This is a genomic window from Allobosea sp. CS1GBMeth4 (genome assembly GCF_900185715.1).
GTDB lineage: Bacteria > Pseudomonadota > Alphaproteobacteria > Rhizobiales > Beijerinckiaceae > Allobosea.
The window spans coordinates 126,459-152,395 of the sequence record NZ_FYAS01000014.1 but is presented as its reverse complement, the minus strand read 5'-3'; the positions used below and the strand labels follow the sequence as shown (position 1 = coordinate 152,395).

Here is a 25,937-nt window from a genome sequence, read left to right as displayed (position 1 = left end):
CGTCGGCGACGGACCCGTCACGGCCCTGCAATTCGCCGCCGCCATGCTGCTTGTCCTTGACGGATCGCCCATGCGCGACTAGGAAGCCGCGTCCGGCGTGGGGAAACCCGCGCCTGATCTCTTTTGGCCGCCGCCGACCAGCCCGCCTCGACGCGGCGGACGCAGCGGCCTTCGAGAGCGAACCCGACCACGCAACCGACTGCCAAGAAGCCGTCCCGCGTGCGCCCCTATCGGGGGCTCATGACAGGGCGGGGCTCAACCTGGAGAACACTGAGATGTTCGCAGTCATCAAGACCGGCGGCAAGCAGTTCCGCGTCGCCGCCAACGACGAGATCACCATCGCCAAGCTCGAGGGCAACCCGGGCGACACCGTCGCCTTCGGCTCCGTGCTGATGCTGACCGACGGCGAGAAGTCGACGATCGGCGCGCCCTTCCTCGGCGACATCACGGTCGCCGGCGAGATCGTCGAGCAGACCCGCGGCGAGAAGGTCATCGCCTTCAAGAAGCGCCGCCGCCAGAATTCCAAGCGCAAGCGTGGCTTCCGCGCCGAATTGACCGTGGTGCGCATCACCGAGATCCTCACCGGCGGCAAGAAGCCGGAGATGAAGAAGGGCGCCGCCGCCCCGGTCGCGCTCAAGGCCGGCAGCGAAGCCGTCAAGGGCAAGGCCGCGCCGAAGGCCGCCAAGTCCGAGGCGAAGGCCGAGGGCCTCGACGCCTCCAACCTCTCGCTGATCTCGGGCGTCGGCCCGACCATCGAGAAGAAGCTGCGCGCCGCCGGCATCACCTCCTGGAACGACATCGCCGCCTGGACGGAGGCCGACGTCGCCAAGTGGGACGAGGAGCTCAAGCTGCGTGGCCGCGCCACCCGCGAGGAGTGGGTCGAGCAGGCCAGGGAGCTGCTCGCCGGCAAGCCGCCGCGGGCCAAGGCCGACCAGGCCGAGCTCGCCTCCGGCGAAGACTACTGACCGGCGCTGACAGGCTCCGCGCAGCTTCACGCCCGAGCGGGGTGGCTTTTGCCGCCGATTCGGGTTACATGGACTGAAGAGTTTTTGAGGTAGGGCGTTATGGCTCACAAAAAGGCAGGCGGCTCGTCGCGCAATGGGCGCGACTCCGAAAGCAAGCGTCTCGGCGTGAAGCGTTTCGGCGACCAGGCGGTCGTGGCCGGCAACATCATCGTACGTCAGCGCGGCACGAAGTGGCATGCCGGCGCCAATGTCGGCATGGGTAAAGACCATACCCTCTTTGCCACGACGAACGGCCGCGTCCGATTCACGACGAAACTCGGCCGAGCTTTCGTGAACGTGATTCCGGCCCAAGAGGCCGCAGAGTAAAAGGCGGATAGGGAATTGTCTCGATCCGCCGGTTCCATCGAACCGAACGGATCAAGGGACTAAAGCCCGGAACGGGTTTCCCGAAGGTCAAGCGAGGGGGAGATGGGACCTGAAGTCTCATCTCCCCCTTCTCGTTTGCGCCGACGGAGAGACCAAGATGTTCCCCGAATTGACGAGAGACGACGTCTTCCGGCTCGAGACCAGGCGGCTGTGGCTGCGCTGGCCGCGGATCGCCGACGCCACCGCCATCCTGCACCTCGCCGGCGAGAAGGCGGTCGCCGAGATGACGGCCTCGATCCCGCATCCCTATCCGACCCAGGCGGCCGATCCCTTCATCTTCGCGACGCGCAAGGGCAACGCCCTCGGCGACCATCTCGTCCTGGCGATCACGCCGCGCGAGAAGCCGAACGAGCTGATCGGGATGATCGGTGCGCACAAGCAGGCGAGCGGCCGGCCCTTCATCGGCTACTGGCTCGGCACGCCCTACTGGAACAAGGGCTACGCCACCGAGGCGGTCCAGGCCTTGATCGACACGCTGTTCTCGCTGGTCGAGATCGAGGCGATCGAGGCCGACACCCGCGTCATCAACCCGGCCTCGCGCCGGGTGCTGGAGAAGAGCGGCTTCCGGCAGGAGGGCTCCTTCCTGAAGTCGCTGCCGGCGCGCGGCGGCCTCTTCCCCTGCGAGCAGTTCCGGCTCGACCGCTCGACCTGGGCGGCGCTGAAGAGCTGGAGCGCCTCCGGCTGGGCACCGCTCCCGGCGGACGAGCAGCAGGCCGAGAACCGCAGCGAGGAGCCCTGCATGGCGTGAGCGGCGGGGTTCCGCGGCAGTGCGGAACCCCGAGCCCGCCGTTCAGCGCATCAGCCCGGCGGAACGGAGCGCGTCCTCGATGATCTTGCGCACGCCGCCCGCGGCGGCCATCGGCGACTCGTGCGACGGCTCGCCTCGTGCTCGCGTCGCGCCGGCTGAGGCAGTCGGGTTCGGGCGCTCCGGCACGGCAGCGGCGACAGCGAGGCGCGGCGCGGTCGCCTCCGCCTCGCCGGGTGCCACTCCCCAGAACCGGGCTATCCTCTGGGTCGAGGAAATGCCCGCGGCGAGCATGAACGGCCCGGCCTGGCCGTCACCGGCGATCGGCGTGCCATGCCCCATTCCGGCGATGCGGTATTCTTCGATCAGCTCCCGGCCCTCGTCATTGCGCCAGATCCTGCGACTATGGCCGTCGACCTGCTCGCTCGCGGACGGTTCGGCCGGCATGGCGTGAACCCCGCGCCATTGCCCCACGATGGCGGCGGCATTGGCCGGGTGCACGGTGCGGTCGGCGCCGCCATGCCAGATCGAAAGCCGGGGCCAGGGTCCGTCATGCTGCGAGGCGCCGCGCAGCAAGGCCTGAAGCCGCAGCTCGTTCGGCAGGCCATGCGCCCGCATGCGATCGAATGCCTCGGGGATGGTGGCGGCGCAGCCATAGGGCAGGCCGGCAATGATGGCGCCGCCGGCGAAGAGCTCGGGATAGGTCGCCAGCATCACGCCGGCCATGGCGCCGCCGGCGGACAGCCCCGTGACGAAGACGCGGCCGCGGTCGAGGCCATGGCGCGCGACCACGGCCTCGATCATCTGGCTGATCGAAAGCGCTTCTCCCCGGCCGCGCTGCGTATCGCCAGGCTCGAACCAGTTGAAGCAGAGATTGGCGTTGTTGGTGCGCCGCTGCTCGGGAAAGAGCAAGGCGAAGCCGGCGCGATCGGCCAGGGCCGACCAGCCCGCGCCGCGGTTATAGCCCGCCGCCGTTTGCGTGCAGCCATGAAGGACCACGACGAGAGGCGCCCCGGCCGGAAGGTCGTCCGGGATATGGGTCCGGGCGAGCAGGGCGCCAGGATTGCTGCCGAAATCCGCCAGCGACGCCAGCCGTCCCGGGGCGTCGGCGGCCGGCTCCGCTCCGAGCTGCTTGCGATAGGCCGAGAGGCGGGCGATCGTGTCGGAAAGATTTCGCATCGTCATGCCCTTGCTCCGTCAGCCGCCGGAGTGGCGCTGGCAGGTGACAACGCCTGAGATGGGCATTCGTTGCTGCACTGCAACATAATTTCGTGCCGGCTTCGACAATGTCGGCGGGCGCAGCGTCGCGGCGCATTGCCCTGCCCCGCGCATCCGACTACCAAGTCGTCATGAAATTCCTCGACCAAGCCAAGATCTATGTGAAGGCCGGCGACGGCGGCGCCGGCTGCGTCTCGTTCCGGCGCGAGAAGTTCATCGAGTTCGGCGGGCCCAATGGCGGCGACGGCGGGCGCGGCGGCGATGTCGTCGTCGAATGCGTGCAGGGGCTGAACACGCTGATCGACTTCCGCTTCCAGCAGCATTTCAAGGCGAAGACCGGCGAGCACGGCATGGGCAAGGACCGGCACGGCGCCAATGGCGCGCCGGTCGTCCTGAAGGTGCCGCCTGGGACCGAGATCCTCGACGAGGACGGCGAGACGCTGATCGCCGACCTGACCGAGCCGGGCCAGCGCTTCACCCTGTGCAAGGGCGGCAATGGCGGCTTCGGCAACGCCTATTTCAAGACCGCCACCAACCAGGCGCCGCGCCACGCCAATCCCGGCCTGCCCGGCGAGGAACGCTGGGTCTGGCTGCGCCTCAAGCTGATCGCCGATGCCGGCCTGGTCGGCCTGCCCAATGCCGGCAAGTCGACCTTTCTCGCCACCGTCACCGCGGCGAAGCCCAAGATCGCCGACTATCCCTTCACCACGCTCCATCCCGGCCTCGGCGTCGTTCGCGTCGACGGGCGCGAGATGGTGCTCGCCGACATTCCGGGCCTGATCGAGGGCGCGCATGAGGGCCACGGTCTCGGCGACCGCTTCCTCGGCCATATCGAACGCTGCCGCGTGCTGCTGCATCTGGTCGAGGGCACCAGCGAGCACGCCGGCAAGGCCTACAAGACCGTGCGCAAGGAACTCGCCGCCTACGGCGCCGATCTCGACGAGAAGCCCGAGATCGTCGCGCTCTCCAAGGTCGACGCGCTGACGCCGGAGGCGCGCAAGGAGCAGCTCGCCCGCCTGAAGCGCGCCTGCGGCCGCACGCCGATCGCGCTCTCGGCCGCGTCGGGCGAAGGCGTCGAGGCGGCGCTGCGCGCGGTCTTCGCCGTCGTCGAGGAAGCGCGCGCGCAGGAGGCCAAGGACGAGGCCCCCGCCGAGGAGACCGGCTGGCACCCCTGATGCCGGTCGCGGGGGTGCGGGCCTGCCCGGCACTACCCGCTGGCGATCCCGGCCTTGGCGCAGCGCTATCCGCATGTCTGCCGATCGCGGAACCATCCCCTGCTTTTTTGTGATCGCTTTTTTTCGCGTGGGCCGGTACCCGTTTTGCGGGAGAATGCCCTCTCCGCCTGCTTCCGGATCTTTGCGACCATGCTGAGACGACAGACCGCCCTCGCCCTCTTCGCCGCCCTCCTCGCCGGATCGGCCTCCGCCCAGGCGCCGGCGCAGCGCCCGGCCCAGCAGCGGCCGGCCCAGGCGCAGGCGACGCCGGCGCCCGGTGCCGTTTCCCAGCCCGACAACACCACGGCGACCTATGGCGACTGGGTGCTGCGCTGCCAGCAGAGCGTCGCCGCCCGCATCTGCGAGATCGTCCAGACCATCGAGCAGCAGGGCCAGCGCGGCCCGATCGCGCTGGTGGCGATCGGGCGACCGGTCAAGAGCGAGCCGATCAAGCTCGTGATCCAGGTGCCGCCCAATCTCTCGCTCGGCGAAAAGGCGAGCGTGCGCGTGACGGTCGCCGACAAGGAGGAGGCGGTCGCGATCTTCCAGCGCTGCCTGCCGGTCGGCTGCTTCGCCGAGGCCAGCCTCGGCGACGACGCCTTCAAGCGCTGGCGCGGGCTCAGTGAGGCCGGGCAGATGCGCTATCTCGACGCCGGCCGCCGCGAGGTGACGTTGCCGCTCTCCTTCCGCGGCTTTCCGGCCGCGGCCGAGGCCCTGCAGCGCGAGCCGTAATCGGCAGGCGTCAATGCGCTCCTGAAGGTCGTGCATCGCGCAGCGTCGTCAGCGCCACCGCGATGCAGAACAGCATCCCGGCGATCGCGATCAGCGCGACCGCGTGGAAGCCGGTCATGAACGCGTCGCGCGCCGCCTGCAGCAGATGCGCCGACTGGTCCGGAGCCAGTTGCTCTGCTGCCGCGAGCGCGCCGCCCAGGGTCGCGCGCGCCGGCGCCAGCACCGCGCCGTCGACGCCGGCGACCGAGAGATCGGCCATGCCGTGGCGATAGAGCGCCGTGCCGAGGCTGCCGAGCGTCGCGATGCCGAGCGCCCCACCGAGCTCTGCGCTGGTCTCCGACATGGCCGAGGCCGCGCCGGCCCGCTCCTGCGGCGCCGAGCCGACCACGATTCCGGTGGTCAGCGTGATCACCGGCGTGAAGCCGATCGAGAACACGATTGAGGAGGCGACGATCTGGACGAGGCTCGGCGCCAGGGCGAGCCAGACGAAGCCGAGCGCCGACAGCACCATGCCGGCCGCCATCAGCGCCGCCGGCCTGAAGCGCACCGTCAGCGGCGTCACGCCGAAGGAGGCGAGCGTGAAGGCGAGCGCCGACGGCAGCGACCAGATGCCCGCCTCCAGCGGCGTCAGCCCGGCGACGAGCTGGAAATACTGCGCCAGGAAGATGAAGCTGCCGAACATCACCATGATGCCCGCGAGGTTGATCGCCAGCGCGGCGCGGAAGGCGGGGATGCCGAACAGCGCGAGGTCGACCATCGGATCGGCGAGGCGCCTCTGCCGGCGCGCGAAGACGACGCCGAGCACGACCCCGACGACGACGAAGGCGGCGGCATAGGCGGAGAGCCCGAACTCGGCCCCGTGCTTCACCCCGTAGATCACCGGCAGGATCGCCGCCAGCGAGAGCAGCGCACTGGCGAGGTCGAGCCGCCCCGCATGCGGCGCCTTGTACTCCGGCAGCAGGACCGGGCCGATCGCCAGCAGCACCAGCATCGGCGGAACGGCGATCAGGAAGACCGAGCCCCACCAGAAATACTCGATCAGCACGCCGCCGATCAGCGGACCGATCACGGCGCCGGCCGAGAAGCTCGCGATCCACATCGAGATCGCGAAGGTGCGCTCGGTCTCGTCCTCGAACATCACCGCGATCAGCGAGAGCGTCGAGGGCGCCAGCGTCGCCCCGGCGATGCCGAGCAGCGCCCGCGTCACGATCAGCATCTCGGCGCTGGTCGAGAAGGCGGCGACGGTCGAGGCGACGCCGAAGGCCGCCGCGCCGATCAGCAGGAGCTTGCGCCGGCCGATCCGGTCGCCGAGCGTGCCCATGGTCATCAGGAAGCCGGCGACCATGAAGCCGTAGATGTCGATGATCCAGAGCAGCTGCCCGGCCGAGGGCTTCAGCTCGCGCGCCAGCGTCGGCACCGCGAGGTTCAGCACCGTCAGGTCCATCGAATAGATCATGCAGGGCACGGCGATGGCGATCAGGCCCAGCCATTCGCGGCGTGTCGCCTTGCGCCGCTCGTCGCCGGCTGTCGGGGAAGTCGTCACGGTGTCGGTCTCGTCGGTCTCGGGCCGCGACACTGCCAGCCGAATGTGGCAGCTCTTGTCAGCACGGGCGCACCGCGCGCGCATGCCCGGCATGCTTGCGGCCGGGCATGCGCGCCATCTCAGCGCGGCGCCCGCCGCTCGCGCCGGAGCAGCAGCGTGTCGTGCCCCGAAAAGCCGACGACGCGCTCCTCCCGGAAGCCGAAGCGCCGGGCGAGCCGGAGCGAGGGCGCGTTCTCCGGCGCGATCAGGCAGACCGAACCTTCATGCGCGTCCTGTCCGTCGAGCCAGGCGAGCGCCGCGGCGAGCGCTTCGCTCGCGAAGCCGCGGCCCTGCGCCCAGCCCGCCAGCACCCAGCCGGCCTCCGGTATGCCGCGGATCGGCGGCTCGACCGCCCGGTGGAAATCGGCGAAGCCGAGATCGCCGACGAAACGCCCGCTCGCCTTCTCGGTCAGTGCCCAGTAGCCGTAGCCGAGCAGCGGCCAGAGCCCGCGATAGCGCAGCAGCCGCATCCAGACCTCCTGCGGCGTCGACGGCTGGCCGATATGGCGCACCACCGCCGCATCGGCCCATAGCCGGCAGAGCGGCTCGAAATGCCCGAGGCCGTGCAGGTCGAGGACGAGGCGCTCGGTCTCCAGGCGAATGGCTCTATCCTTCCGCGAATTGCAGCCGGTAGAGCCGCGCATAGGCGCCGTCCCGGGCGATCAGCGTATCGTGGTCGCCGGTCTCGATCACCTTGCCCTCGTCGAGCACGACGATCCGGTCGGCCTCGCGCACGGTCGAGAGCCGGTGCGCGATGACGAGCGTCGTCCGGCCCCGGGTCAGCTCCGCCAGCGCCTGCTGCACCAGCCGCTCCGACTGCGTGTCGAGCGCCGAGGTCGCCTCGTCGAGCAGCAGGATCGGCGCGTCCTTGAGGACGGCGCGGGCGATGGCGAGGCGCTGGCGCTCGCCGCCGGAGAGCCGGGAGCCGCGCTCGCCGACCCGGGTGTCGTAGCCGTCCGGCATCGCCATGATGAAGTCGTGCGCCGCCGCCGCCCTGGCGGCCGCGACGATCTCGGCCTCGCTCGCACCGGGCCGGCCGAAGCCGATATTGGCGCGCACCGTATCGTCGAACAGCACGACGTCCTGGCTGACCACGCCGATCTGGCCGCGCAGGCTGCGCAGGGTGACGTCGCGGATGTCCTGCCCGTCGATCTCGACCCGCCCCTCATTGGGGTCGTAGAGCCGCGGCACCAGCGCCAGCATGGTCGACTTGCCCGAGCCGGAGCGGCCGACCAGGGCCGTGGTCTTGCCGGCCTCGACCACGAGGTCGATACCCTCGAGCCCGCGCTGGTCGTCGCGATAGCGGAAGCGCAGGTCGCGGAAGGCGATCTCGCCGGCGCTCACCGCCAGCGGCCTGGCATCGGGCCGCTCGGCGATCAGCGGCTTCTCGTCGATCAGCGCATAATAGCGCTTCAGCGAGGCGCCGGCCTCCTGGACGATGGCGTTGAGATTGCCGAGCGAGCGCATCGGCTGCGCCGCGAGCAGCAGCGCCGAGACATAGCCGGTGAAATCGCCGACCGTGGAGCCGCCCGAGGTGATGCGCACGCCGATCGCGGCGAGCACCCCGGCGACGGCGATGCCGCCGCCGACCTCGAGCAGCGGGTCGAGCCGGCCGCGCGCATTCGCCGCCTTCATCTTCAGCGCCCGGATCCTCTCGAAGGCCGCGGCGGCGCGCTCCTTCAGATAGGGCTCGAGCGAATCCGTCTTGGCGACGCGCGCGCCCTGCAGGCTCTCGGTGACGAGGCTCGCCATGATGCCGGTCTGCTCCTGCTGCGAGGCCGCCATCCGGCGCAGCTTCTTGCCGATCCGGCCGATCGGCCTGGCGACGACGGGCGCGATCAGGAGCACGACCGCGGTCATCTTCCAGTCGATCCAGAGCATCGCGCCGACCAGCGCGATCGCCGTCATCACGTCGCGGATCGCGATGTTGACCAGCCGCGTCAGCGCCTCCTTGACGAAGGTGAAGTCGGTGGTGAAGCGCTGGGTGAGCGAGGCCGGGTTCTCCCGCTGCAGCTGCGCCAGATCGGCATCGATCAGATGGTCGTAGAGCGCGCTCTGCATGTCCGCCTCGATCCGGCTGACGACGCTGTTGGTCATCACCGTCTGGGTCAGCAGCGAGAAGCCCTTGATCGCGGTGACGATGACCACGACGACGGCGACGGCGTTGACCACGCCGATCTCGAAATCGATCGACTTCGAGACCAGCCGCTCCATCCGGCGCACGAAGCCGGTCGCCTCGGCTCCGATCGGATCGGCGAAGGCGTCGAAGGCCGCCTTGATCAGCAGCGGATAGAAGCTCGTCGTCGCCGCGATGATCACGACGAGGCCGAGGATGGTGAGCATTTGCGGCAGGTAGTGCCGCCCCCGCTCGCGCCAGACTCGGGCGAAGAGCGCAAGGGTGTCGTCGGTGACGCGGCCGATCTTCATGGCGCGGGGCCTAACATGGCCGCCATGCGAGCGCCACTGCCGGTCTTGCTCCGGACACGAAGCTGACGTCCGATGGCCATGAGATTGATTCCCCAGCTATCGAGCGCCCATGCCCCTTTCCCCGCCGGCCCGGCCCGGACAATCCTTCGCCGAGATCGACACCCCGGCCCTGATCATCGATCTCGACGCCTTCGAGCGCAATCTCGTCACCATGGCGGCCTTCGCCGAGGCGACGGGCGTGCGCCTGCGTCCGCATGCCAAGACGCATAAGAGCCCCGAGATCGCCATGCGCCAGATCGCCCATGGTGCGGTCGGGCAATGCTGCCAGAAGGTCAGCGAGGCGGAAATCCTCGTCGCCGGCGGCGTCACCGACGTGCTCGTCACCAACGAGATCGCCGGCGCCGCCAAGCTCGACCGGCTGGCGAGGCTCGCTCGCGAGGCCCGCATCGGGCTCTGCGTCGACCATGTCGACGGCGTGCGCGAGGCGGCCGAGGCCGCGGCGCGCAACGACGTGGTGCTCGACGTGCTGGTCGAGCTCGACATCGGCGGGCGGCGCTGCGGCGTCGCCCCCGGCGAGGCGGCGGTCCGGCTCGCCGAGGCGGTGGCGCGCAGCAACACGCTGCGCTTCCGCGGCGTGCAGGCCTATCACGGCTCCGCCCAGCACATGCGCTCGGTCGACGAGCGCAGCGAGGCGATCGAGCGCGCCGGCCTGCTCACCCGCAACACGGTCGAGCGCCTCGCCCAGGCCGGGCTCGCCTGCGACACCGTCGGCGGCGCCGGCACCGGCACCTTCGAGCTGGAAAGCCGCTCCGGCATCTGGAACGAGCTGCAATGCGGCTCCTACATCTTCATGGATGCCGATTACGCCAGGAACCGCATGGCCGACGGCACGCCCTTCCACACCTTCCAGCACGCGCTGTTCGTCCTCGCCGGGGTGATGAGCAAGCCGGTGCCCGACCGCGCCATCCTCGACGCCGGCCACAAGGCCGCGGCGGTCGATTCCGGCATGCCGGTGCCCTGGCAGCGCGAGGGCGTGATCTACACCAAGCCGTCCGACGAGCACGGCATCCTGACCGGCGACCCCGTCGCCGTGCCGCATCGCGGCGACCGCGTGCTGCTCGTGCCCGGCCATTGCGACCCGACGGTCAACCTGCACGACTGGTATGTCTGCGTGCGCGGCCTTGCCGGCCCGGACGCCCATGTCGAGGCGGTCTGGCCGGTCGCCGGGCGCGGGGCGCTCAGCTAACCGTGCTAGCCGAGCTCGCGCTGCGCGCCCTGACCCCGGCGGCGCCGCTGGCGCGCCGCTTCGGCCTGCTGCAGGAAGGCGTCGCGCTCTGGTCGCGCGGCCTTCGCCAGCGCGAGGCCTGGCAGCCGCATCAGGCCCGCTGCCGCGCCGTCATCGCCGAGGTCGCGGCCGCCCTGCCGCGCCGCCGCAAGGCGGTGGTGCTCGGCTCCGGCCCCGTCCGCGACATCCCGCTGGACGCGCTCTGCGCGGGCTTCGACCAGGTCGTGCTCGTCGACATCGTCCATCTGCCGCTGGTCCGCCTGAAGCTCTGGCGCCAGCCCAAGGTCGGCCTGCTCAGCCGCGACCTCACCGGCGCGATGGCCTGGCTCGCCGGCGAGGCGGAGGGGCGGCAGGACCCGCTCGCCGACCTCGCCGCCGACGAGAGCGTCGATCTCGTCGTCTCGGCCAACCTGCTCTCGCAGCTCGCCTGGCCGGTGGCCGACTGGCTCGAGGCCAATCCTGTCCGCGCCGCCGCCCTCCCCGCCGATCTTCCGGCCCGCTGCATCGCCTGGCATCTCGACGACCTCGCTCGCTTCAGGGGCCATGTCTGCCTGATCAGCGATGTCGAGATGGTCGAGCGCGACCGGGACGGGGCGATCCATGACCGGCTCGACCTGATGTACGGCGTCGCCCTGCCGGAAGCGGACGAGAGCTGGCTCTGGCCGGTCGCGCCCTTCGGCGAGGCCGAGCGAGACCGGGAATATGTGCACAAGGTCTGCGCGTGGCGGAGGTTCGGCTAGCGCGACCGCAAATGCATACGGCCAGGGGGTGAAAACCCCGCATCGGCTACTCGGGATGCCTTGCGTTCCATGCCTCGGCATATTCGGCGCACATCCGATACACCGCATCGCGATCCGTATGGCCTGCCGGTCGCGCACGCGACGGGAGAGCGGCTTGAAACGGCACATAGCCCTGATGAGCCAGCCGCCAGAGGCGGCGAAGCTCCTTCAAGGGGTCGGTATGATCATCGACACGCAGATCGAAGCGCGGGAATGAGGCTTCGGTCCAAATGCGAATGGCGCATGACTGACGGCCGCGTTTGTCGCCTCCCGCGCGTTCGCCCGCCTCCATAGCGAGGATCAGACGCTCGTCGAATCGCGCCCGGAAGCAGAAACATAGGCGTTCAGCGTCGCCTCGACGACCTGCGGGCCCGCAAGCATATTGCCTGCGACGGAGACCTGCGGGCCAGTGACGCTTCCGCTCCACTCGATGCACGCCGAGCCCGTGTAGGCGGCAACGCGTCCTTCGCGATCGATCAGATGGAGTTGGCGATGATCGCGGCCTCCATCGGAGGCCGACAAGGCCGCTACGATATCGTGTGCCGAGCATCCCTCCTGAAGCATTCGCAGCCCATCGACGCCAAAAAATGGATTCGCGAAAGCCTGGGTCGCGATCACGCCGGTTCGACCAGCGCCGTAGGGCACGACAGCCCCAACCGCCAGCGCCTTCGAGGCACATAAGATAGCGAACGCGCCTGTTTGCTCGTCCCGCGCGATGATCGACCATGTCATCGGACGTTACTCCCTCAGGCCATGCTGCAAAACAAGCAGGTTTCGGCTTTCGCAAAGTACACCTGCAGCAGCCCGCGCGATCACGCACATACCAGAAGCCCCGCCGGCCTGCGCCGCGAGGGTCTGAAGCATGCGCAATCCCGAAGGGAGCGCGGGGTCCGGGATGCGGCAGCCTTCGCCGCCATGTCGAATGTCGATGTCGAAGTGTCGAAGCGGCTGGGAGGCCGCGAGCCGAACCCCGCGCGCGGTTCTCTGATGGTGCCTCGCCGAGCCATCGGGTCGGGCAGGACCCGGCTTCGCCGGGACGAAGCCCCTCCGCCATGTGCGACCCGCAACGGTCGTTCAGAACGGACACCGCTCTCCCGCCCGGCCGCACGATGCCTCGCGACAGCCCCCTCGGTCGGGCGGAACGGGACGAAGCATAGGACAGCTTCCAGCGGCGGGGATCGATTTCAGCTTGATCCCCGCATGAGCAGCTTCACCCCACAGCCAGCCGCCGCCTGACGATCTCCGCATGGAAACGCGCGCCGTGGATCAGGCCCTCGTCGTTGAAATCATAGCGCGGATTGTGCAGCGGCGCGCTGGCGCCGTTGCCGAGGAAGGAGAAGCAGCCGGGAACATGCGCGAGGAAGCGGGCAAAATCCTCCGAGCCGGTGAAGGGCTCCGACACGACCGAGACGTACTCCGCGCCGAGCACGGCGCGCGCCGCCTCCAGCGCAGCCTCCGTCTGGACCGGCTGATTCACCAGCGGCACGAATTCTCGGGTGTAGATGACCGACTGCTCGACATTATAGGCGCGCGCGATGCCCTCAGCGATCACGCGCATCTGCGCCTCGATCCCGGCGCTGACCTCGGGATGGAAGCTGCGGGCGTCGCCGAGGATGCGCGCCTGCCCCGGCAGGGCGTTGCGGGTGCCGTCGGTGATCAGCTCGGTCACGGAGACCACGGCGATCTCAGCCGGGCTGAGCCGGCGCGAGACGATGGTCTGCAGGCTGGTGACCAGGGCGCAGGCGGCGACCAGGGTCTCGCTGCCGACATGCGGACGGGCGGCATGGCCGCCGACGCCGCTGAGGACGATCTCGAAATTGTCCTCGGCCGACATGATCGGGCCGCTGCGGGTCTGGAACTGGCCGATCGGCAGCCCCGGTGCATTGTGCAGCCCGTAGATCTCCTCGAAGGGGAAGCGCTCCAGCAGCCCGTCGTCGAGCATGGCGAGCGCGCCGCGTCCCCATTCCTCGGCCGGCTGGAAGACGAAGCGCACCGTGCCGTCGAAGCCGCCCTCCTCCGCCAGCAGCTTGGCGGCGCCGAGCAGCATGGCGGTGTGGCCGTCATGGCCGCAGGCGTGCATGATTCCAGGGTTCCGAGAGCGATAAGGCAGCTCGCTCTGCTCGGCGATGCGCAGCGCATCCATGTCGGCCCGCAGCGCGATCGCCCGGTTGCCGCCGCCGCGCGTCAAGGTCCCGACCACGCCGGTGCCGCCGATGCCCTCGACGACCTCGCCGAGCCCGAATTCGCGCAGCTTCGCCGCGACGAAGGCGCTGGTGCGCCTCTCTTCGAAGCCGAATTCGGGATGGGCGTGCAGCTCGCGCCGCCAGCCGCTCATCTCCCGCATGAGCATGTCGAGATCGATCGGCACGGGCTGCCCTCGCCTGCTTCACTCGGCCGGAAGATTATGTCGACGCCGGCGCAAGAGGCGCTGCAATTGCCGGCCCGATCTGCAAGCTTGTTTCGTGCTCGAGTGGATAGAACCTCCTCGGCACGGAGCACGGGAGACCGCGCTTCAGCGGTTCAGCCGCACGCTGCCGCTGAGCGAGAGGTCATAGCCGCCGAACTCCGCCGCCCGCGCCGCCATGTCGGGGCCGCGCATCCAGGCGAGCAGCGTCTGCGTCGCCGGTTCGAAATAGCTCCGCCGGCGCATCACCAGGTCGACATGCTCCCAGACCAGCGGCAGGAACGGCAGGCCGAACGCCATGGCGATGGCGCGCGCGGCGACGCCGCAATCGGCCCGGCCGGAGCGGATCGCCAGCGCCAGATCCTGGCCGGTGGCGCAGACTCCGTCGGCGACGATCATCCGGCCGGGTGGAACGCCGGTGCGCTCCAAGAGACTCAGCAGCAGCAACTGCGCCCCGGCACCACGCTGGCGCTGGGCGAAGCGCGCTCCCTTCGCGACCGCCGCGCCGAGCCCGTCGATGCCGAGCGGATCGCCCGGCGCCAGGAGCAGGCCCTGCTCGCGCCGGGCGAAGTTGATCACCACCGCGTCGTGCAGCGAGGGCTCGGCCGTGACCGCGGCGAGATTGGCCGCGTCGTCGTCCGGCGTCGCGTGCAGATGCACCGCCGCGATCGCCACCTCGTTGCGCAGGAGCCGGTCGAGCCCGGCCTGCGAGCCCTCGGCCAGCAGCGCCAGCCCGCAGCCGGATTCGCGGATGGCGAGCTCGAGCAGCGAATCCTGGCTGCCGCCGACGATCGGCGGCGGCGCCACCGCCTCCAGCCCGGCCGGACGCGACAGCCCGGCCTCGAGCCAGCGGTCGAGCCCGGCCCGCGGGAACAGCCATTTGCCGGAGACCTTCGTGCACGGCACCGCGCCCTGCCCGACCAGTTCGTAGAGCTTGCGCTCCTTGAGACGCAGATAGGAGGCGGCTTCCTCGGTGGTGAGCCAGAGCTGCTCCTGCATCTGACTGCGCTTGCCTGCATCCATTACGGGATTGGCATTTTGTCGCATTGAACTCTACAAATTGCAAATGCTTGCAATTCGATAGAGCGTCTCGGGAGAGGAACGTGGAGGTCGGCGCGATCTTTCAGGCGGCGTTCGCGCTGGTCGTCGGGCTCGATCCCGGCTTCCTCGGCATCGTCGCCCTGTCGCTGCGCGTCACCCTGACGGCCGTCCTGGTCGCGGCGCTGATCGGCCTGCCGCTCGGCGCCGCGCTGGCGCTGGCGCGCTTTCCCGGCCGTGCCGCGGTGATAGTCTGCCTGAACGCGCTGATGGGACTGCCGCCGGTCGTCGCCGGCCTCGCCGTCTTCCTGTTGCTCTCGCGCTCCGGCCCGCTCGGGCCGCTCGGCCTGCTGTTCACGCCGAGCGCGATGATCCTCGCCCAGGTCATCCTCGTGCTGCCGATCGTGATCGCGCTGACGCGCCAGGTGATCGAGGATCTGTGGAGCGAATACCGCGACCATCTGCGCTCGGTCGGCCTCGACGGCATGCGCGCCATCCCGACCCTGCTCTTCGACGGGCGCTTCGCCCTGGCGACGGCGCTGCTCGCCGGCTTCGGCCGCGCCAGCGCCGAGGTCGGCGCGGTGCTCATCGTCGGCGGCAACATCGCCGGCTACACCCGCACCATGACCACCACGATCACGCTCGAGACCTCGAAGGGCGACCTGCCGCTGGCGCTCGGGCTCGGCCTCGTCCTGCTCTCGCTGACGCTGATGATCAACGCCATCGCCTTCGGCGCCAGCCGCATCGGCGCGCGCTATGCCGGTTAGGAGCTCTTGGCCGTCATGCTGAGCGCGACCTCGATCCTGCCGCTGACTGTCGAGGCCGCCGCCTTCGCCGGGGACGGGCGCCTGCTGGTCGAGCCGAACAGCTTCACCATCCCGGCCGGCGGCCTCACCGTGCTGCTCGGGCCAAACGGTGCCGGCAAGTCGCTGACGCTGCGCCTCTGCCACGGCCTGCTGACGCCGAGCCGCGGCGCCGTGCGCTGGGCCGCCGCGGCCGACGGCCGGGCCAAGCGCCACGCCATGGTCTTCCAGAAGCCGATCATGCTGCGCCGCTCGGTCGAGGCCAACATCGCCCACGCCCTCGCCGCCGCCGGCGCGGGCGGACAGGAACGCCGGGCCCGCACCGCACAGGCCCTGCGGCGCTTCGGCCTGGACCAACGCGCCAGCCAGCCGGCCCGCCTGCTCTCCGGCGGCGAGCAGCAGCGCCTCGCCATCGCCCGCGCCTGGGCGCTGCGGCCCGAACTGCTCTTCCTCGACGAGCCGACCTCGCAGCTCGACCATGCGGCGACGCGCCAGATCGAGGGCCTGCTCTCCGGCCTCGTCGCCGAAGGCATCACCGTGATGATGTCGACCCACGACCTCGGCCAGGCCCGCCGCCTCGCCGACCGCGTGCTCTTCCTGCATCGCGGCCGCCTCGTCGAGGACGCACCCGCCGCGGCTTTCTTCTCCGGCCCCCATTCGGCCGAGGCACGCGCCTTCCTCGCCGGGGAACTGCTCTGGTGAACCATAAAGACGAGATGGAGAAACGCCCGATGACCTGTCTGCCCCGCCGCTCCCTCCTCGCCACAGGCCTGTTCCTCGGGCTCGGCGGCTTCGCTCTCGCCCAGGCGCCCGCCGCGCCGAGCAGCGAGCGTTTCATCACCGTCGCCTCGACCACCTCGACCCAGGATTCCGGCCTGTTCAACCACATCCTGCCGCTGTTCAAGGCGAGGACGGGCATCGAGGTCCGCGTCATCTCGCAAGGCACCGGCCAGGCGCTCGACACCGGCCGGCGCGGCGACGCCGACGTCGTCTTCGTCCATGCCAGGGCGCAGGAGCTGAAATTCGTCGCCGACGGCTTCGCCGACGAGCGGCGGCCGGTGATGTACAACGACTTCGTCCTGATCGGGCCCAAGAGCGACCCGGCCGGCGTTTCCGGCAGCAAGGACATCGTCGCGGCGCTGAAGACGATCCAGGAGAAGGCCACCCCCTTCGTCTCGCGCGGCGACAAGTCGGGCACCCATGCCGCCGAGCTCAACCTCTGGAAGGTGGCCGGAATCGACATCGCCGCGCAGAAGGGGCCCTGGTATCGCGAGATCGGCCAGGGCATGGGCGCCGCGCTCAACACCGCCGCCGCGATGGGCGCCTATGTTCTCTCCGACCGCGCCACCTGGATCTCGTTCAGGAATCGCGGCGATCTCGTCATATCCGTCGAGGGCGACAAGCGCCTGTTCAACCAGTACGGGGTGATGTCGGTCAGCCCCGCCAAGCACCCGCATGTGAAATTCGACGACGGCAAGCGCTTCGCCGACTGGCTGACCAGCCCGGAGGGGCAGAAGGCGATCGCCGACTACAGGATCGACGGCCAGCAGCTCTTCTTCCCCAATGCCGGGCAGGCCGGGGCGTAATGCCATGCGCCGCCTCCTCCTCGCCGCGCTGGCCGCGCTGATGCCGGGGCTCGGCGCAGCGCATGAACCGGTGCTGCTGCATGCGGCCGGCAGCCTGCGCGCGGCCCTCACCGAGATTGCGCAAGCCTTCGAAGGCGAGACGAGGCTGCCGGTCAAGCCGAGCTTCGGCGCCTCCGGCCTGCTCAGGGACCGCCTCGCCGGCGGCGAGACCGGAGAGGTCTTCGCCTCCGCCAACATGGAGCATCCGCAGGCGCTCGGGCGCGCCGGCCTCGCCGGGCCGACCGTGCTCTTCGCCCGCAACGAGCTCTGCGCCTTCCTGCGGCCCGGCATGGCGGCGACTGGCGCGACCCTGCTCGACCTGATGCTCGATCCGAAAGTCAGGCTCGGCACCTCGACGCCCAAAGCCGACCCTTCGGGCGATTACGCCTTCGCCGTCTTCGCCAGGGCCGACGCGATGAAGCCCGGCGCGAGGGCGGCGCTCGAAGCCAAGGCGCTGAAGCTCACCGGCGGGCCGGACAGCACGCCGGCGCCGGACGGGCTCAACGTCTACGGCCACAAGCTCGCGAACGGCGAGGCCGACATCTTCCTGGCCTATTGCACCAATGCCCGGCCGCTGGCGAAGGAGCAGCCGGGCATCGCGATGCTGCGCCTGCCCGACCGGCTCGCCGTCGGCGCCGATTACGGTCTGAGCGTGCTGGACCGGGCCTCGCCGAACGGCTACCGGCTCGCCATGTTCATCCTCTCGCCGCGCGGGCAGGCGATCCTCGCGAGCCATGGTTTCGCCGCGCCCGGCCTGCCGCGGACGGAACCATGAGCCTGCCCTCCCCGCCGCATGGGGATGGCTCCGATCTCCGGAGAATCCGATGACGCGCGAGACGATGGACTGGCAGGCGGCCCGGCCGGGCGAGACGGAAGCGCCGCTGCCCGAGCGGAGCGATGCCCGCCTCGTCTTCATCGGCCGTATCCGCACGCCCTTCGCGACGCGCGACGACTGCCCGCGCCAGGGCCGGCGGGACGGCCCGCTCTGCCGCGTCGAGGTCGACCCGCTCTGGCGGCCGGCGCTCGCCGGCATCGAGGCCTTCGACGAGCTCGACCTGCTCTACTGGATGCACGAGGCCAGGCGCGATCTGCTGACGCAGAGCCCGCGCGGCGGCGGCACGCTCGGCACCTTCGCGCTGCGCTCGCCGGTGCGGCCCAACCCGATCGCGCTGTCGCGGGTGAAGCTGGAGGGCGTCGCGGACGGCACCCTGCTGGTGCGCGGGCTCGACTGCCTCGACGGCACGCCGCTCCTCGACATCAAGCCCTTCCGCTGCAGCCATTCGCCCCGCGCCGATCAGCGAGATTGAATCGCTCCGGCCGGGCCCGATTCCGCGAGAAGCGGCAGAGCCTGTGCCTGACGGCGGACGGGGGCCCGCCAGGAAAGCGCGGCACCCCCCTTACCTTCCCCCGCTCCGCTGTTGCATAGTCGCCGCGACGCGGCGTCACGGCGCCGCAAGACTGGGGAACGGACATGAAGACCTTTGCTCTCGCCGCGGCGCTCGTCGCCGCCGGCACCCTCGCCGTTTCGGCGCAGCAGCTCGCGCCGAGCCCGACGCTCGATGCGATCAAGGCGCGCGGCCATCTCGAATGCGGCGTGCATCTCGGCCTGCCGGGTTTCTCCTTCGCCAACGACAAGGGCGAGTGGAGCGGGCTCGACGTCGATTATTGCCGGGCGCTCGCCGCCGCCATCCTCGGCGACGCCACCAAGGTCAAGTTCACGCCGACCTCGGTGCAGCAGCGCTGGCCGATCCTGCAATCGGGCCAGGTCGACGTGCTCTCGCGCAACTCGACCATCACCTTCTCGCGCAACGCCACGCTCGGACTCAACTTCCAGGGCATCAACTTCTACGAGGGCCAGACCTTCATCGTCCGCAAGAAGGCCAATGTGAAGTCGGCCGAGGAGCTCGACGGCGCCTCGGTCTGCGTCGCCGCCGGCTCGACCGAGGAGAAGAACGCCGCCGACTGGTTCCGCGAGCGCAACCTCAAGGTCACCATCACCAATTTCCAGAAGAACGACGACGCCATCACCGCCTATGACAGCGGCCGCTGCGACGCCTACACCGCCGGCGTCGGCGCGCTCGCCGGCCAGCGCGTCAAGCTCAAGGTCCCGGACGACCACATCATCCTGACCAAGCCGATCTCGAACGACCCGCAGGGGCCGGTGACGCGCTGGGGCGACGAACGCTGGCAGCTGATCGTGCGCTGGGTGCTGAACGGCACCATCGCAGCGGAGGCGCTCGGCGTCACCTCCAAGAACGTCGACGAGATGAAGGCGAGCTCGAAGAACTCGGAAGTCCGCCGCCTGCTCGGCGCCGAGGGCGGCTTCGGCGCCATGATGGGCCTGCCCGACGACTGGATGTACAAGGCGATCAAGCAGGTCGGGAACTATGGCGAGAGCTATGAGCGCACCGTCGGCATGGCTTCGCCGCTGAAGCTCGAGCGCGGCCAGAACCAGCTCTGGACCAAGGGCGGCCTGCTCTTCACCCCGCCGTTCCAGTGAGAGCACTACGGCGGTTCCGCCTCGGCACCTGAACCGCCGTCATTCCGGACAAGCGGCGAAGCCGCGCAGCTCCGGAATCCATCGTGGAGCGCAGTCCCCTACGATGGATTCCGGCCCTCCGCTTCGCTTCGGCCGGAATGACGGCCGCGTTTTCAGCGCTTAAGAGATCGAGCATCGTGGCCAGGGCCCTCGCCTTCATCAACGACAAGCGCGTCCGCGACGTGTTCTACCAGGGCGCGCTGCTGATCGGGCTCGTGGCGCTGCTGGTCTATTTCATCCGCAACGCCTCGCAGAACATGGTCCAGGCCGGCATCGCCTCCGGCTTCGACTTCCTCTGGCGCACCTCCGGCATCGAGGTGCCCTTCGTCCTGACGAACTATACCCAGTCCGACAACATCCTCGCCCTGTTCTGGGCCGGCGTCGCCAACACGCTGCTCGTCACCGCCATCGCGCTGGTGCTCTCGACGCTGCTCGGCTTCCTGATCGGCATCGCCCGGCTCTCCTCGATCTGGCTCGTGCAGGCGATCGCCGGCGCCTATGTCGAGTTCGTCCGCAACATCCCGCTGCTGTTCTTCGTGCTGTTCTGGTATTTCGGCGTCATCGCCGCGCTGCCCGCCCCGCGCGAGAGCCTCTCGGTCTTCGGCGTCGCCTTCCTCAACAATCGCGGCCTGACCATCCCGCTGCCCGATGCGGGCGCCAATTTCAAATGCGCGGTCATCGCGATCGCGGTCGCCGTCCTGCTGCACTGGCTCTTCCTGCGCTGGGCCAGGCGGCGCAAGGAAGCGACCGGGCGCGACGCGCCGGTGCTGCGCGTCGGGCTCGTCCTGCTGTTGCTCGTCCCGGCCCTCGCCCTGGCCTGGGCGACGCTGGCGACCCGCTGGGACATCCCCGTGCTGCGCGGCTTCAACTATCGCGGCGGCTTCGTCGTCATCCCGGAATTCGTGGCGCTGCTGGCGGCGCTCGTCACCTACACCGCCGGCTTCATCGCCGAGATCGTGCGCGGCGGCATCCAGTCGGTCCCGCACGGGCAGATCGAGGCCTCGTCGGCCCTGGGGCTCCGGCCCGGCCAGACGCTGCGGCTCGTCACCATCCCGCAGGCGCTCAGGGTGATGACGCCGCCGATGACCAACCAGTACCTCAACGTGCTGAAGAACTCGTCCTTCGGCGCCGCCATCGCCTATCCCGACGTGGTCAGCCTGTTCATGGGCTCGGCGCTCAACAACACCGGCCAGGCGATCGAGATCATCGCCATGACGCTCGCGGTCTATCTCGTCATCGGCCTCGCCGTCTCGGCCTTCATGAACTGGTACAACGCCCGCATCGCGCTGGTGACCCGATGAGCGCCGCCGCCCTCCCCAACAGCTGGCGCGAGCGCCTGTTCGGCACTCCGACCATCGCCGTGGTGACGCTGGTGCTCGCGGCGTTGATCGCCTGGATCGCCGTCCCGATCATCCGCTGGGCCCTGATCGACGCGAGCTGGAGCGGCCAGACCCGCAACGACTGCACCGGCACCGGCGCCTGCTGGGTCTTCGTCAAGGCGCGCTTCGGCCAGTTCATGTACGGCTTCTATCCGGCCGAGGAGCGCTGGCGGCCGAACCTCGCCGGACTCGTCTTCGCGCTCTCCGGCGCCGCAATCGTCCTGGCGCCACAACGGCTGAAGCTCGGCCTCGGCCTCGCCGCGCTCGTGATCCTGCCGCCGCTCGGAATCTGGCTGCTCGGCGGCGGTTTCGGCCTGCGCGCCATCGAGACGCGCGAATGGGGCGGGCTGATGCTGACCGTCTTCATCTCGATCTACGCCAGCCTGATCGCGATCCCGCTCGGCATCCTGCTCGCGCTCGGGCGGCAATCCGAGCTCAAGGTGGTCAAGCTGGTCTCGGTGCTGTTCATCGAGTTCTGGCGCGGCGTGCCGATCATCGCGGTGATCTTCCTGGCCTCGCTGCTGCTGCCGCTGATCATGCCGGCCGGCATCGGTGTCGACCGGCTGGCCCGCGCCGTGATCGGCCTCGGCTTCTGCATCGCCGCCTATATGGCGGAGGCGGTGCGCGGCGGCCTGCAGGCGCTGCCGAAGGGCCAGCGCGAGGCAGCGACCGCGCTCGGCCTCTCCTATTGGAAGGCGACCTGGTTCATCATCCTGCCGCAGGCGCTGCGCATCTCGCTGCCGGCGATGACCAACGAGTTCATCGCCCTGGTCAAGAACACCACGCTGGTGCTCGTGGTCTCGATCCTCGATCTGCTCGGCATCGCCCAGGCCTCGCTCGCCGATCCGAACTGGGTCGGCATGAACATGGAGGCCTATGCCTTTGCCGGCGGCCTCTATTGGCTGATCTGCTTCGCGCTCTCGCGCTGGAGCCGGAGCCTGGAACGCAAGCACTGACGTCCCGGCCGGCTCGGGAGCCGCCGCGCCGGTCCTCGGGACAGCGCGAGCGTTCAGCCCCGCCCGAGCGCGACCGGCACGGAATAGGAGCGCTTCACCCGCCCCAGCGCGAAGCTCGATTCGATCGAGGCGACATTGTCGAGCCGGGTCAGCTTGTCCTTGAGGAAACGCTCATAGGCGGCGAGGTCGCTGACGATGATGCGCAGGAGATAGTCGCGCTGTCCGGTCATCAGATAGCAGTCGGCGACCTCGGGCCAGCGCGAGACCGCGGCGGCGAAACGGTCGAGCTCCTCCTCGCGCTGGCGTTCCAGCTTGATCGAGGCGAAGACCGAGACCGGCAGGCCGAGCTTCTCCTGGCTGACGATGGCGACGTAGCCCTCGATGATCCCGGCCTCCTCCATGAGGCGCACCCGCCGGGCGCAGGGGCTCGGCGAGAGCCCGACCTTGCCGGCCAGCTCCTGCACGCTGATGCGCCCGTCCGCCTGCAGGATCTGGACGATGCGGCGGTCGATGTCGTCGAGCTTGAATTCCGGCATTTTCCCTCACCCGATCCGCCGAACTTAGCGGAAGCCTCCAAAAGCGGAAGAGCTGGGGCCACGATCGTGACATTCCCGCCACGGTTGCAGATTTGCTCAGCTTTCGGCATTGGCGCGCGCTGGCTTGCGGGCTCGACTCAGGTCTAGTCGGGCTCCCGCCTTCCGGATCCCGCCATGCTCAACCGCCTGTTCTCGCTCTGCCTGCTCGCGGCAGCCCTCTCCGGCTGCGTCACCGTCCCGAACCCGCTCACGCCGCAGCAGGTCGAGGCGCTCCGCCTGACGGCGGTCGCCGTCGAGGTCGATCCGGCGGCGGTCCTGTGGTGGGGCGATGGCGATCGGGCCTATGCCCGCAGCAAGGGCCTGCCGGAGCAGGACGCGGAGGAGCTCTCGAAGACGCCCGAGGCGCGCGCCTTCATCGCCAAGGCCGCCTCGGACAAGATCTCCAAGGCGCTCGAACACGAGCTCAGGCCGCTCCTCGCCGGCCAGCGGCCGGTGAAGATCCTGGTGACGCTGCGCAATCTCCGTCTGACGTCGGTCATTCAGCGCATCCTGGTCGGCGGCCCGCATGAGATGACGGCGGACGTGACGATCGTCGATGCAAAGAGTGGCGCGCCGGTCCTGGTCCGCACCGGACTGCGGGTGATCGCGCGCGCTGGCGAGGGCATCGGCGGCACCTTGATCGACGCGGCCTTCCTCGCCGAGCCGATCGACCGGCTCACGGTCAACTTCGCCATGGAGTTCAGGGACTGGCTCTTGCCACAGCAGCAGCCTCAATAGGGATCGCCCCCGATCTTGGCGGTTTCCGCTAAAACCGCCGACGTGGCAGCCGATCTTTAGCTGCCTTCGCCACGCGAACCATGCATGATGGCCTGCGCTGGAGGCTTTTCATGTCCGATCCCCGTCTGCCCATCCTCGCCGAGCTGGAGAAGAAGATCCTCTGGCTCGCCTCGTGGACGATCCACAACGCCAATCATATCCGCCCGAACGAGGACGGCATGAAGGTCGGCGGCCATCAGGCCTCCTCGGCCTCCCTCGCCACCATCATGACGGCGCTCTACATGGCCGCGCTGAAGCCGCAGGATCGCGTCGCGGTGAAGCCGCACGCCTCGCCGATCTTCCACGCCATCAACTACCTGATGGGGCTGCAGACGCGCGAGAAGCTCGAGAGCTTCCGCGGCTACAAGGGCGCGCAGAGCTACCCATCGCGCACCAAGGACATCGACGACGTCGATTTCTCGACCGGCTCGGTCGGCCTCGGCGTGGCGCAGACGCTGTTCTCCTCGCTGGTCCAGGACTATGTGAAGGCGCATGGCTGGGCCAAGGATCGGCCGGAAGGGCGCATGGTCGCGCTGATCGGCGATGCCGAGCTCGACGAGGGCAACATCTTCGAGGCCCTGATGGAGGGCTGGAAGCACGGCGTGCGCAACACCTGGTGGGTGATCGACTATAACCGCCAGTCGCTCGACGCCGTCGTGCGCGAAGGCCTCTACGACCGGATCGAGCAGATGTTCCGCGCTTTCGGCTGGGACGTCGTCACGCTGAAATACGGCTCGCTCCAGCAGGCGGCGTTCAAGGAGAAGGGCGGCGAGCGGCTGAAGGCCTGGATCGATTCCTGCCCGAACCAGCTCTATTCGGCCCTGACCTTTCAGGGCGGCGCCGCCTGGCGCAAGCGGCTGATGGACGATCTCGGCGACCAGGGCCCGGTGACGAAGCTGATCGAAAGCCGCTCCGACGCCGAGCTCTCGGCGCTGATGTGCAACCTCGGCGGCCACGATTTGCCCTCGCTGCTCGAAGCCTTCGAGGGCATCGGGCATGACCGGCCGGTCTGCTTCCTCGCCTATACGGTCAAGGGCTTCGGCCTGCCGCTCGCCGGCCACAAGGACAACCATGCCGGCCTGATGACGAAGGAGCAGATGGAGGGCTTCAAGGCCGCCAACCGCATCCGGCCCGGCCATGAATGGGATTTGTTCGAGGGGTTGACGCTGCCCGAGAGCGAGATCCGCGCCTTCCTCGACGAGGTGCCCTTCTTCTCGCGGGGCCGCCGGCGCCATTCCGCGCCCGCCCTGCCCGTCCCGGCCAAGCTCGAGGCCGGCATCCAGCCGGTGATGTCGACGCAGATGGGCTTCGGCAAGGTGCTCGACGAGCTGGCGAAAACCGGCGGGCCGCTGGCCGACCGCATCGTCACCACCGCGCCCGACGTCACCGTCTCGACCAATCTCGGCCCCTGGGTCAACCGGCGCGGCCTGTTCGCGCGCGCCTCGCTGGCCGACACCTTCAAGGACGAGCGCATCCCCTCGATGCAGAAATGGGAGTTCTCGCCGAAGGGCCAGCATATCGAGCTCGGCATCGCCGAGATGAACCTGTTCATCAACCTCTCGGCGCTCGGCCTGTCGCATTCGGTCTTCGGCGAGCGGCTGATCCCGATCGGCACGCTCTACGACCCCTTCATCTCGCGCGGCTTGGACGCGCTGAACTATGCCTGCTACCAGGACGCCCGCTTCATGGTCGTCGCGACGCCGGCCGGCGTCACGCTGGCGCCCGAGGGCGGCGCGCACCAGTCGATCGCGACGCCATTGATCGGCATGAGCCAGGACGGGCTCTGCGCCTTCGAGCCGGCCTTCGTCGACGAGCTCGCGGTGATGATGCGCTGGTCGTTCGACTACCTGCAGAAGGATGGCGAGGGCGACCCGGACGAGCGCACCTGGCTGCGCGACGAGACCGGCGGCTCGGTCTATCTGCGCCTCTCCACCCGCCAGGTCGAGCAGCCCAAGCGCCCGATGACGCCGGAGCTGGAGCGCGACATCATCGACGGCGCCTATTGGCTGCGCAGACCCGGCCCGAACGCCTCGGTCGTCATCGCCTATACCGGCGCGGTCGCGCCCGAGGCGATCGAGGCCGTCGGCCTGCTCGCCGAGGACCGGCGCGATGTCGGCCTGCTCGCCATCACCTCGGCCGACCGGCTCAATGCCGGCTGGCAGGCGGCCGAGCGGGCGCGCCAGCGCGGCAACCACGCGGCGACCAGCCATGTCGAGCGCCTGCTCGGCGAGCTCTCGCGCGATTGCGGCATCGTCTCGGTGCTGGACGGCCACCCGGCGACGCTCGCCTGGCTCGGCAGCGTCCACGGCCACCGCCAGAAGGCGCTCGGCGTCGAGCATTTCGGCCAGACCGGCACGGTCGCCGACCTCTACCGCCATTTCGGCATCGACGCGAACGCCATCGTCCATGCGGCGCAGGCGGCCGCGCCGGGCCGGCCGGTGCGGTATCTGAAGGCGCTGCCTTAGGGC

The 25,937-nt window shown here is 69.6% G+C and carries 26 protein-coding genes; 17 read left to right on the top strand and 9 right to left on the bottom strand.

The window, feature by feature from the left end:
* The first annotated feature begins 275 nt into the window (after positions 1-275).
* From CS1GBM4_RS08100 to CS1GBM4_RS08090, 3 genes are all read left to right on the top strand, one after another.
* Positions 276-965 carry a 50S ribosomal protein L21 gene (locus CS1GBM4_RS08100; RefSeq protein WP_186418189.1) on the top strand — a complete coding sequence of 230 codons (690 nt, stop codon included), beginning with the start codon at positions 276-278 and terminating at the stop codon, positions 963-965.
* Between the two features lie 99 nt (positions 966-1,064).
* Positions 1,065-1,331, top strand: coding sequence for a 50S ribosomal protein L27 (gene rpmA, locus CS1GBM4_RS08095; protein ID WP_186418188.1), 267 nt, complete (start codon positions 1,065-1,067; stop codon positions 1,329-1,331).
* Positions 1,332-1,488: 157 nt separating this feature from the next.
* Complete coding sequence (locus tag CS1GBM4_RS08090) at positions 1,489-2,139, top strand: GNAT family N-acetyltransferase (RefSeq protein WP_186418187.1); 651 nt, start codon at positions 1,489-1,491, stop codon at positions 2,137-2,139.
* A 42-nt stretch (positions 2,140-2,181) separates the two neighbouring features.
* On the opposite strand, the gene CS1GBM4_RS08085 is transcribed toward CS1GBM4_RS08090, so the two are convergent.
* Entirely contained in the window at positions 2,182-3,315 is a 1,134-nt protein-coding gene (locus tag CS1GBM4_RS08085) for a PHB depolymerase family esterase (RefSeq protein ID WP_186418253.1), read from the bottom strand.
* A 170-nt stretch (positions 3,316-3,485) separates the two neighbouring features.
* Here CS1GBM4_RS08085 and obgE point away from each other — a divergent pair, with 170 nt between their 5' ends.
* Together obgE and CS1GBM4_RS08075 are read left to right on the top strand one after the other, a co-directional pair.
* On the top strand, positions 3,486-4,529 hold the full coding sequence (obgE, locus tag CS1GBM4_RS08080) for a GTPase ObgE (protein WP_186418186.1): 1,044 nt from the start codon (positions 3,486-3,488) through the stop codon (positions 4,527-4,529).
* Positions 4,530-4,718: 189 nt separating this feature from the next.
* Entirely contained in the window at positions 4,719-5,300 is a 582-nt protein-coding gene (locus tag CS1GBM4_RS08075) for an invasion associated locus B family protein (RefSeq protein ID WP_186418185.1), read from the top strand.
* A gap of 10 nt (positions 5,301-5,310) precedes the next feature.
* Here the strand turns inward: CS1GBM4_RS08075 and CS1GBM4_RS08070 are convergent, their stop codons facing one another.
* The 3 genes from CS1GBM4_RS08070 to CS1GBM4_RS08060 form a co-directional block, all read right to left on the bottom strand.
* Positions 5,311-6,843: an MFS transporter gene (locus CS1GBM4_RS08070; protein ID WP_244607119.1), complete on the bottom strand. Its 1,533-nt coding sequence runs from the start codon at positions 6,841-6,843 to the stop codon at positions 5,311-5,313.
* Positions 6,844-6,962: 119 nt separating this feature from the next.
* Positions 6,963-7,526, bottom strand: coding sequence for a GNAT family N-acetyltransferase (locus tag CS1GBM4_RS08065; protein WP_186418183.1), 564 nt, complete (start codon positions 7,524-7,526; stop codon positions 6,963-6,965).
* Positions 7,489-9,309 (bottom strand): ABC transporter ATP-binding protein, encoded by a 1,821-nt coding sequence (locus CS1GBM4_RS08060; RefSeq protein ID WP_186418182.1) that lies wholly within the window; start codon positions 9,307-9,309, stop codon positions 7,489-7,491. Before CS1GBM4_RS08060 ends, CS1GBM4_RS08065 begins: the two co-directional genes overlap by 38 nt.
* Before the next feature lie 109 nt (positions 9,310-9,418).
* Between CS1GBM4_RS08060 and CS1GBM4_RS08055 the strand changes: the two genes are divergently transcribed.
* A complete protein-coding gene (locus CS1GBM4_RS08055; protein WP_186418181.1) occupies positions 9,419-10,555 on the top strand; it encodes a DSD1 family PLP-dependent enzyme in 1,137 nt (378 codons plus the stop codon).
* 2 nt (positions 10,556-10,557) lie between these two features.
* On the top strand, positions 10,558-11,334 hold the full coding sequence (locus CS1GBM4_RS08050; protein WP_186418180.1) for a hypothetical protein: 777 nt from the start codon (positions 10,558-10,560) through the stop codon (positions 11,332-11,334).
* Positions 11,335-11,380: 46 nt separating this feature from the next.
* On the opposite strand, the gene CS1GBM4_RS24745 is transcribed toward CS1GBM4_RS08050, so the two are convergent.
* From CS1GBM4_RS24745 to CS1GBM4_RS08035, 4 genes are all read right to left on the bottom strand, one after another.
* On the bottom strand, positions 11,381-11,665 hold the full coding sequence (locus tag CS1GBM4_RS24745) for a DUF1028 domain-containing protein (protein WP_280177688.1): 285 nt from the start codon (positions 11,663-11,665) through the stop codon (positions 11,381-11,383).
* An 8-nt stretch (positions 11,666-11,673) separates the two neighbouring features.
* On the bottom strand, positions 11,674-12,105 hold the full coding sequence (locus CS1GBM4_RS24740; RefSeq protein WP_280177687.1) for a DUF1028 domain-containing protein: 432 nt from the start codon (positions 12,103-12,105) through the stop codon (positions 11,674-11,676).
* Positions 12,106-12,583: 478 nt separating this feature from the next.
* On the bottom strand, positions 12,584-13,723 hold the full coding sequence (locus CS1GBM4_RS08040; protein WP_186418252.1) for a M20 aminoacylase family protein: 1,140 nt from the start codon (positions 13,721-13,723) through the stop codon (positions 12,584-12,586).
* Positions 13,724-13,885: 162 nt separating this feature from the next.
* Positions 13,886-14,776 carry a helix-turn-helix transcriptional regulator gene (locus CS1GBM4_RS08035; RefSeq protein WP_186418179.1) on the bottom strand — a complete coding sequence of 297 codons (891 nt, stop codon included), beginning with the start codon at positions 14,774-14,776 and terminating at the stop codon, positions 13,886-13,888.
* A 119-nt stretch (positions 14,777-14,895) separates the two neighbouring features.
* On the opposite strand from CS1GBM4_RS08035, the gene CS1GBM4_RS08030 reads away from it, so the two are divergent.
* From CS1GBM4_RS08030 to CS1GBM4_RS07995, 8 genes are all read left to right on the top strand, one after another.
* Complete coding sequence (locus tag CS1GBM4_RS08030; protein ID WP_186418251.1) at positions 14,896-15,582, top strand: ABC transporter permease; 687 nt, start codon at positions 14,896-14,898, stop codon at positions 15,580-15,582.
* 15 nt (positions 15,583-15,597) lie between these two features.
* Complete coding sequence (locus CS1GBM4_RS08025) at positions 15,598-16,320, top strand: ATP-binding cassette domain-containing protein (protein ID WP_186418178.1); 723 nt, start codon at positions 15,598-15,600, stop codon at positions 16,318-16,320.
* A gap of 29 nt (positions 16,321-16,349) precedes the next feature.
* Entirely contained in the window at positions 16,350-17,204 is an 855-nt protein-coding gene (locus CS1GBM4_RS08020) for an extracellular solute-binding protein (RefSeq protein WP_186418177.1), read from the top strand.
* A gap of 4 nt (positions 17,205-17,208) precedes the next feature.
* Complete coding sequence (locus CS1GBM4_RS08015) at positions 17,209-18,018, top strand: molybdate ABC transporter substrate-binding protein (RefSeq protein ID WP_186418176.1); 810 nt, start codon at positions 17,209-17,211, stop codon at positions 18,016-18,018.
* A gap of 49 nt (positions 18,019-18,067) precedes the next feature.
* Complete coding sequence (gene tsaA / locus CS1GBM4_RS08010; RefSeq protein WP_244607118.1) at positions 18,068-18,550, top strand: tRNA (N6-threonylcarbamoyladenosine(37)-N6)-methyltransferase TrmO; 483 nt, start codon at positions 18,068-18,070, stop codon at positions 18,548-18,550.
* Between the two features lie 164 nt (positions 18,551-18,714).
* Positions 18,715-19,743 (top strand): amino acid ABC transporter substrate-binding protein, encoded by a 1,029-nt coding sequence (locus CS1GBM4_RS08005; RefSeq protein ID WP_186418175.1) that lies wholly within the window; start codon positions 18,715-18,717, stop codon positions 19,741-19,743.
* A gap of 176 nt (positions 19,744-19,919) precedes the next feature.
* Complete coding sequence (locus tag CS1GBM4_RS08000) at positions 19,920-21,083, top strand: ABC transporter permease subunit (protein ID WP_244607117.1); 1,164 nt, start codon at positions 19,920-19,922, stop codon at positions 21,081-21,083.
* Positions 21,080-22,117 carry an amino acid ABC transporter permease gene (locus CS1GBM4_RS07995; protein WP_186418173.1) on the top strand — a complete coding sequence of 346 codons (1,038 nt, stop codon included), beginning with the start codon at positions 21,080-21,082 and terminating at the stop codon, positions 22,115-22,117. Before CS1GBM4_RS08000 ends, CS1GBM4_RS07995 begins: the two co-directional genes overlap by 4 nt.
* A 53-nt stretch (positions 22,118-22,170) precedes the next feature.
* On the opposite strand, the gene CS1GBM4_RS07990 is transcribed toward CS1GBM4_RS07995, so the two are convergent.
* Entirely contained in the window at positions 22,171-22,653 is a 483-nt protein-coding gene (locus CS1GBM4_RS07990; protein WP_186418172.1) for an Lrp/AsnC family transcriptional regulator, read from the bottom strand.
* A gap of 174 nt (positions 22,654-22,827) precedes the next feature.
* On the opposite strand from CS1GBM4_RS07990, the gene CS1GBM4_RS07985 reads away from it, so the two are divergent.
* Complete coding sequence (locus CS1GBM4_RS07985) at positions 22,828-23,430, top strand: hypothetical protein (RefSeq protein ID WP_186418171.1); 603 nt, start codon at positions 22,828-22,830, stop codon at positions 23,428-23,430.
* 110 nt (positions 23,431-23,540) lie between these two features.
* Complete coding sequence (locus CS1GBM4_RS07980; RefSeq protein WP_186418170.1) at positions 23,541-25,934, top strand: transketolase; 2,394 nt, start codon at positions 23,541-23,543, stop codon at positions 25,932-25,934.
* Positions 25,935-25,937 lie beyond the last annotated feature (3 nt).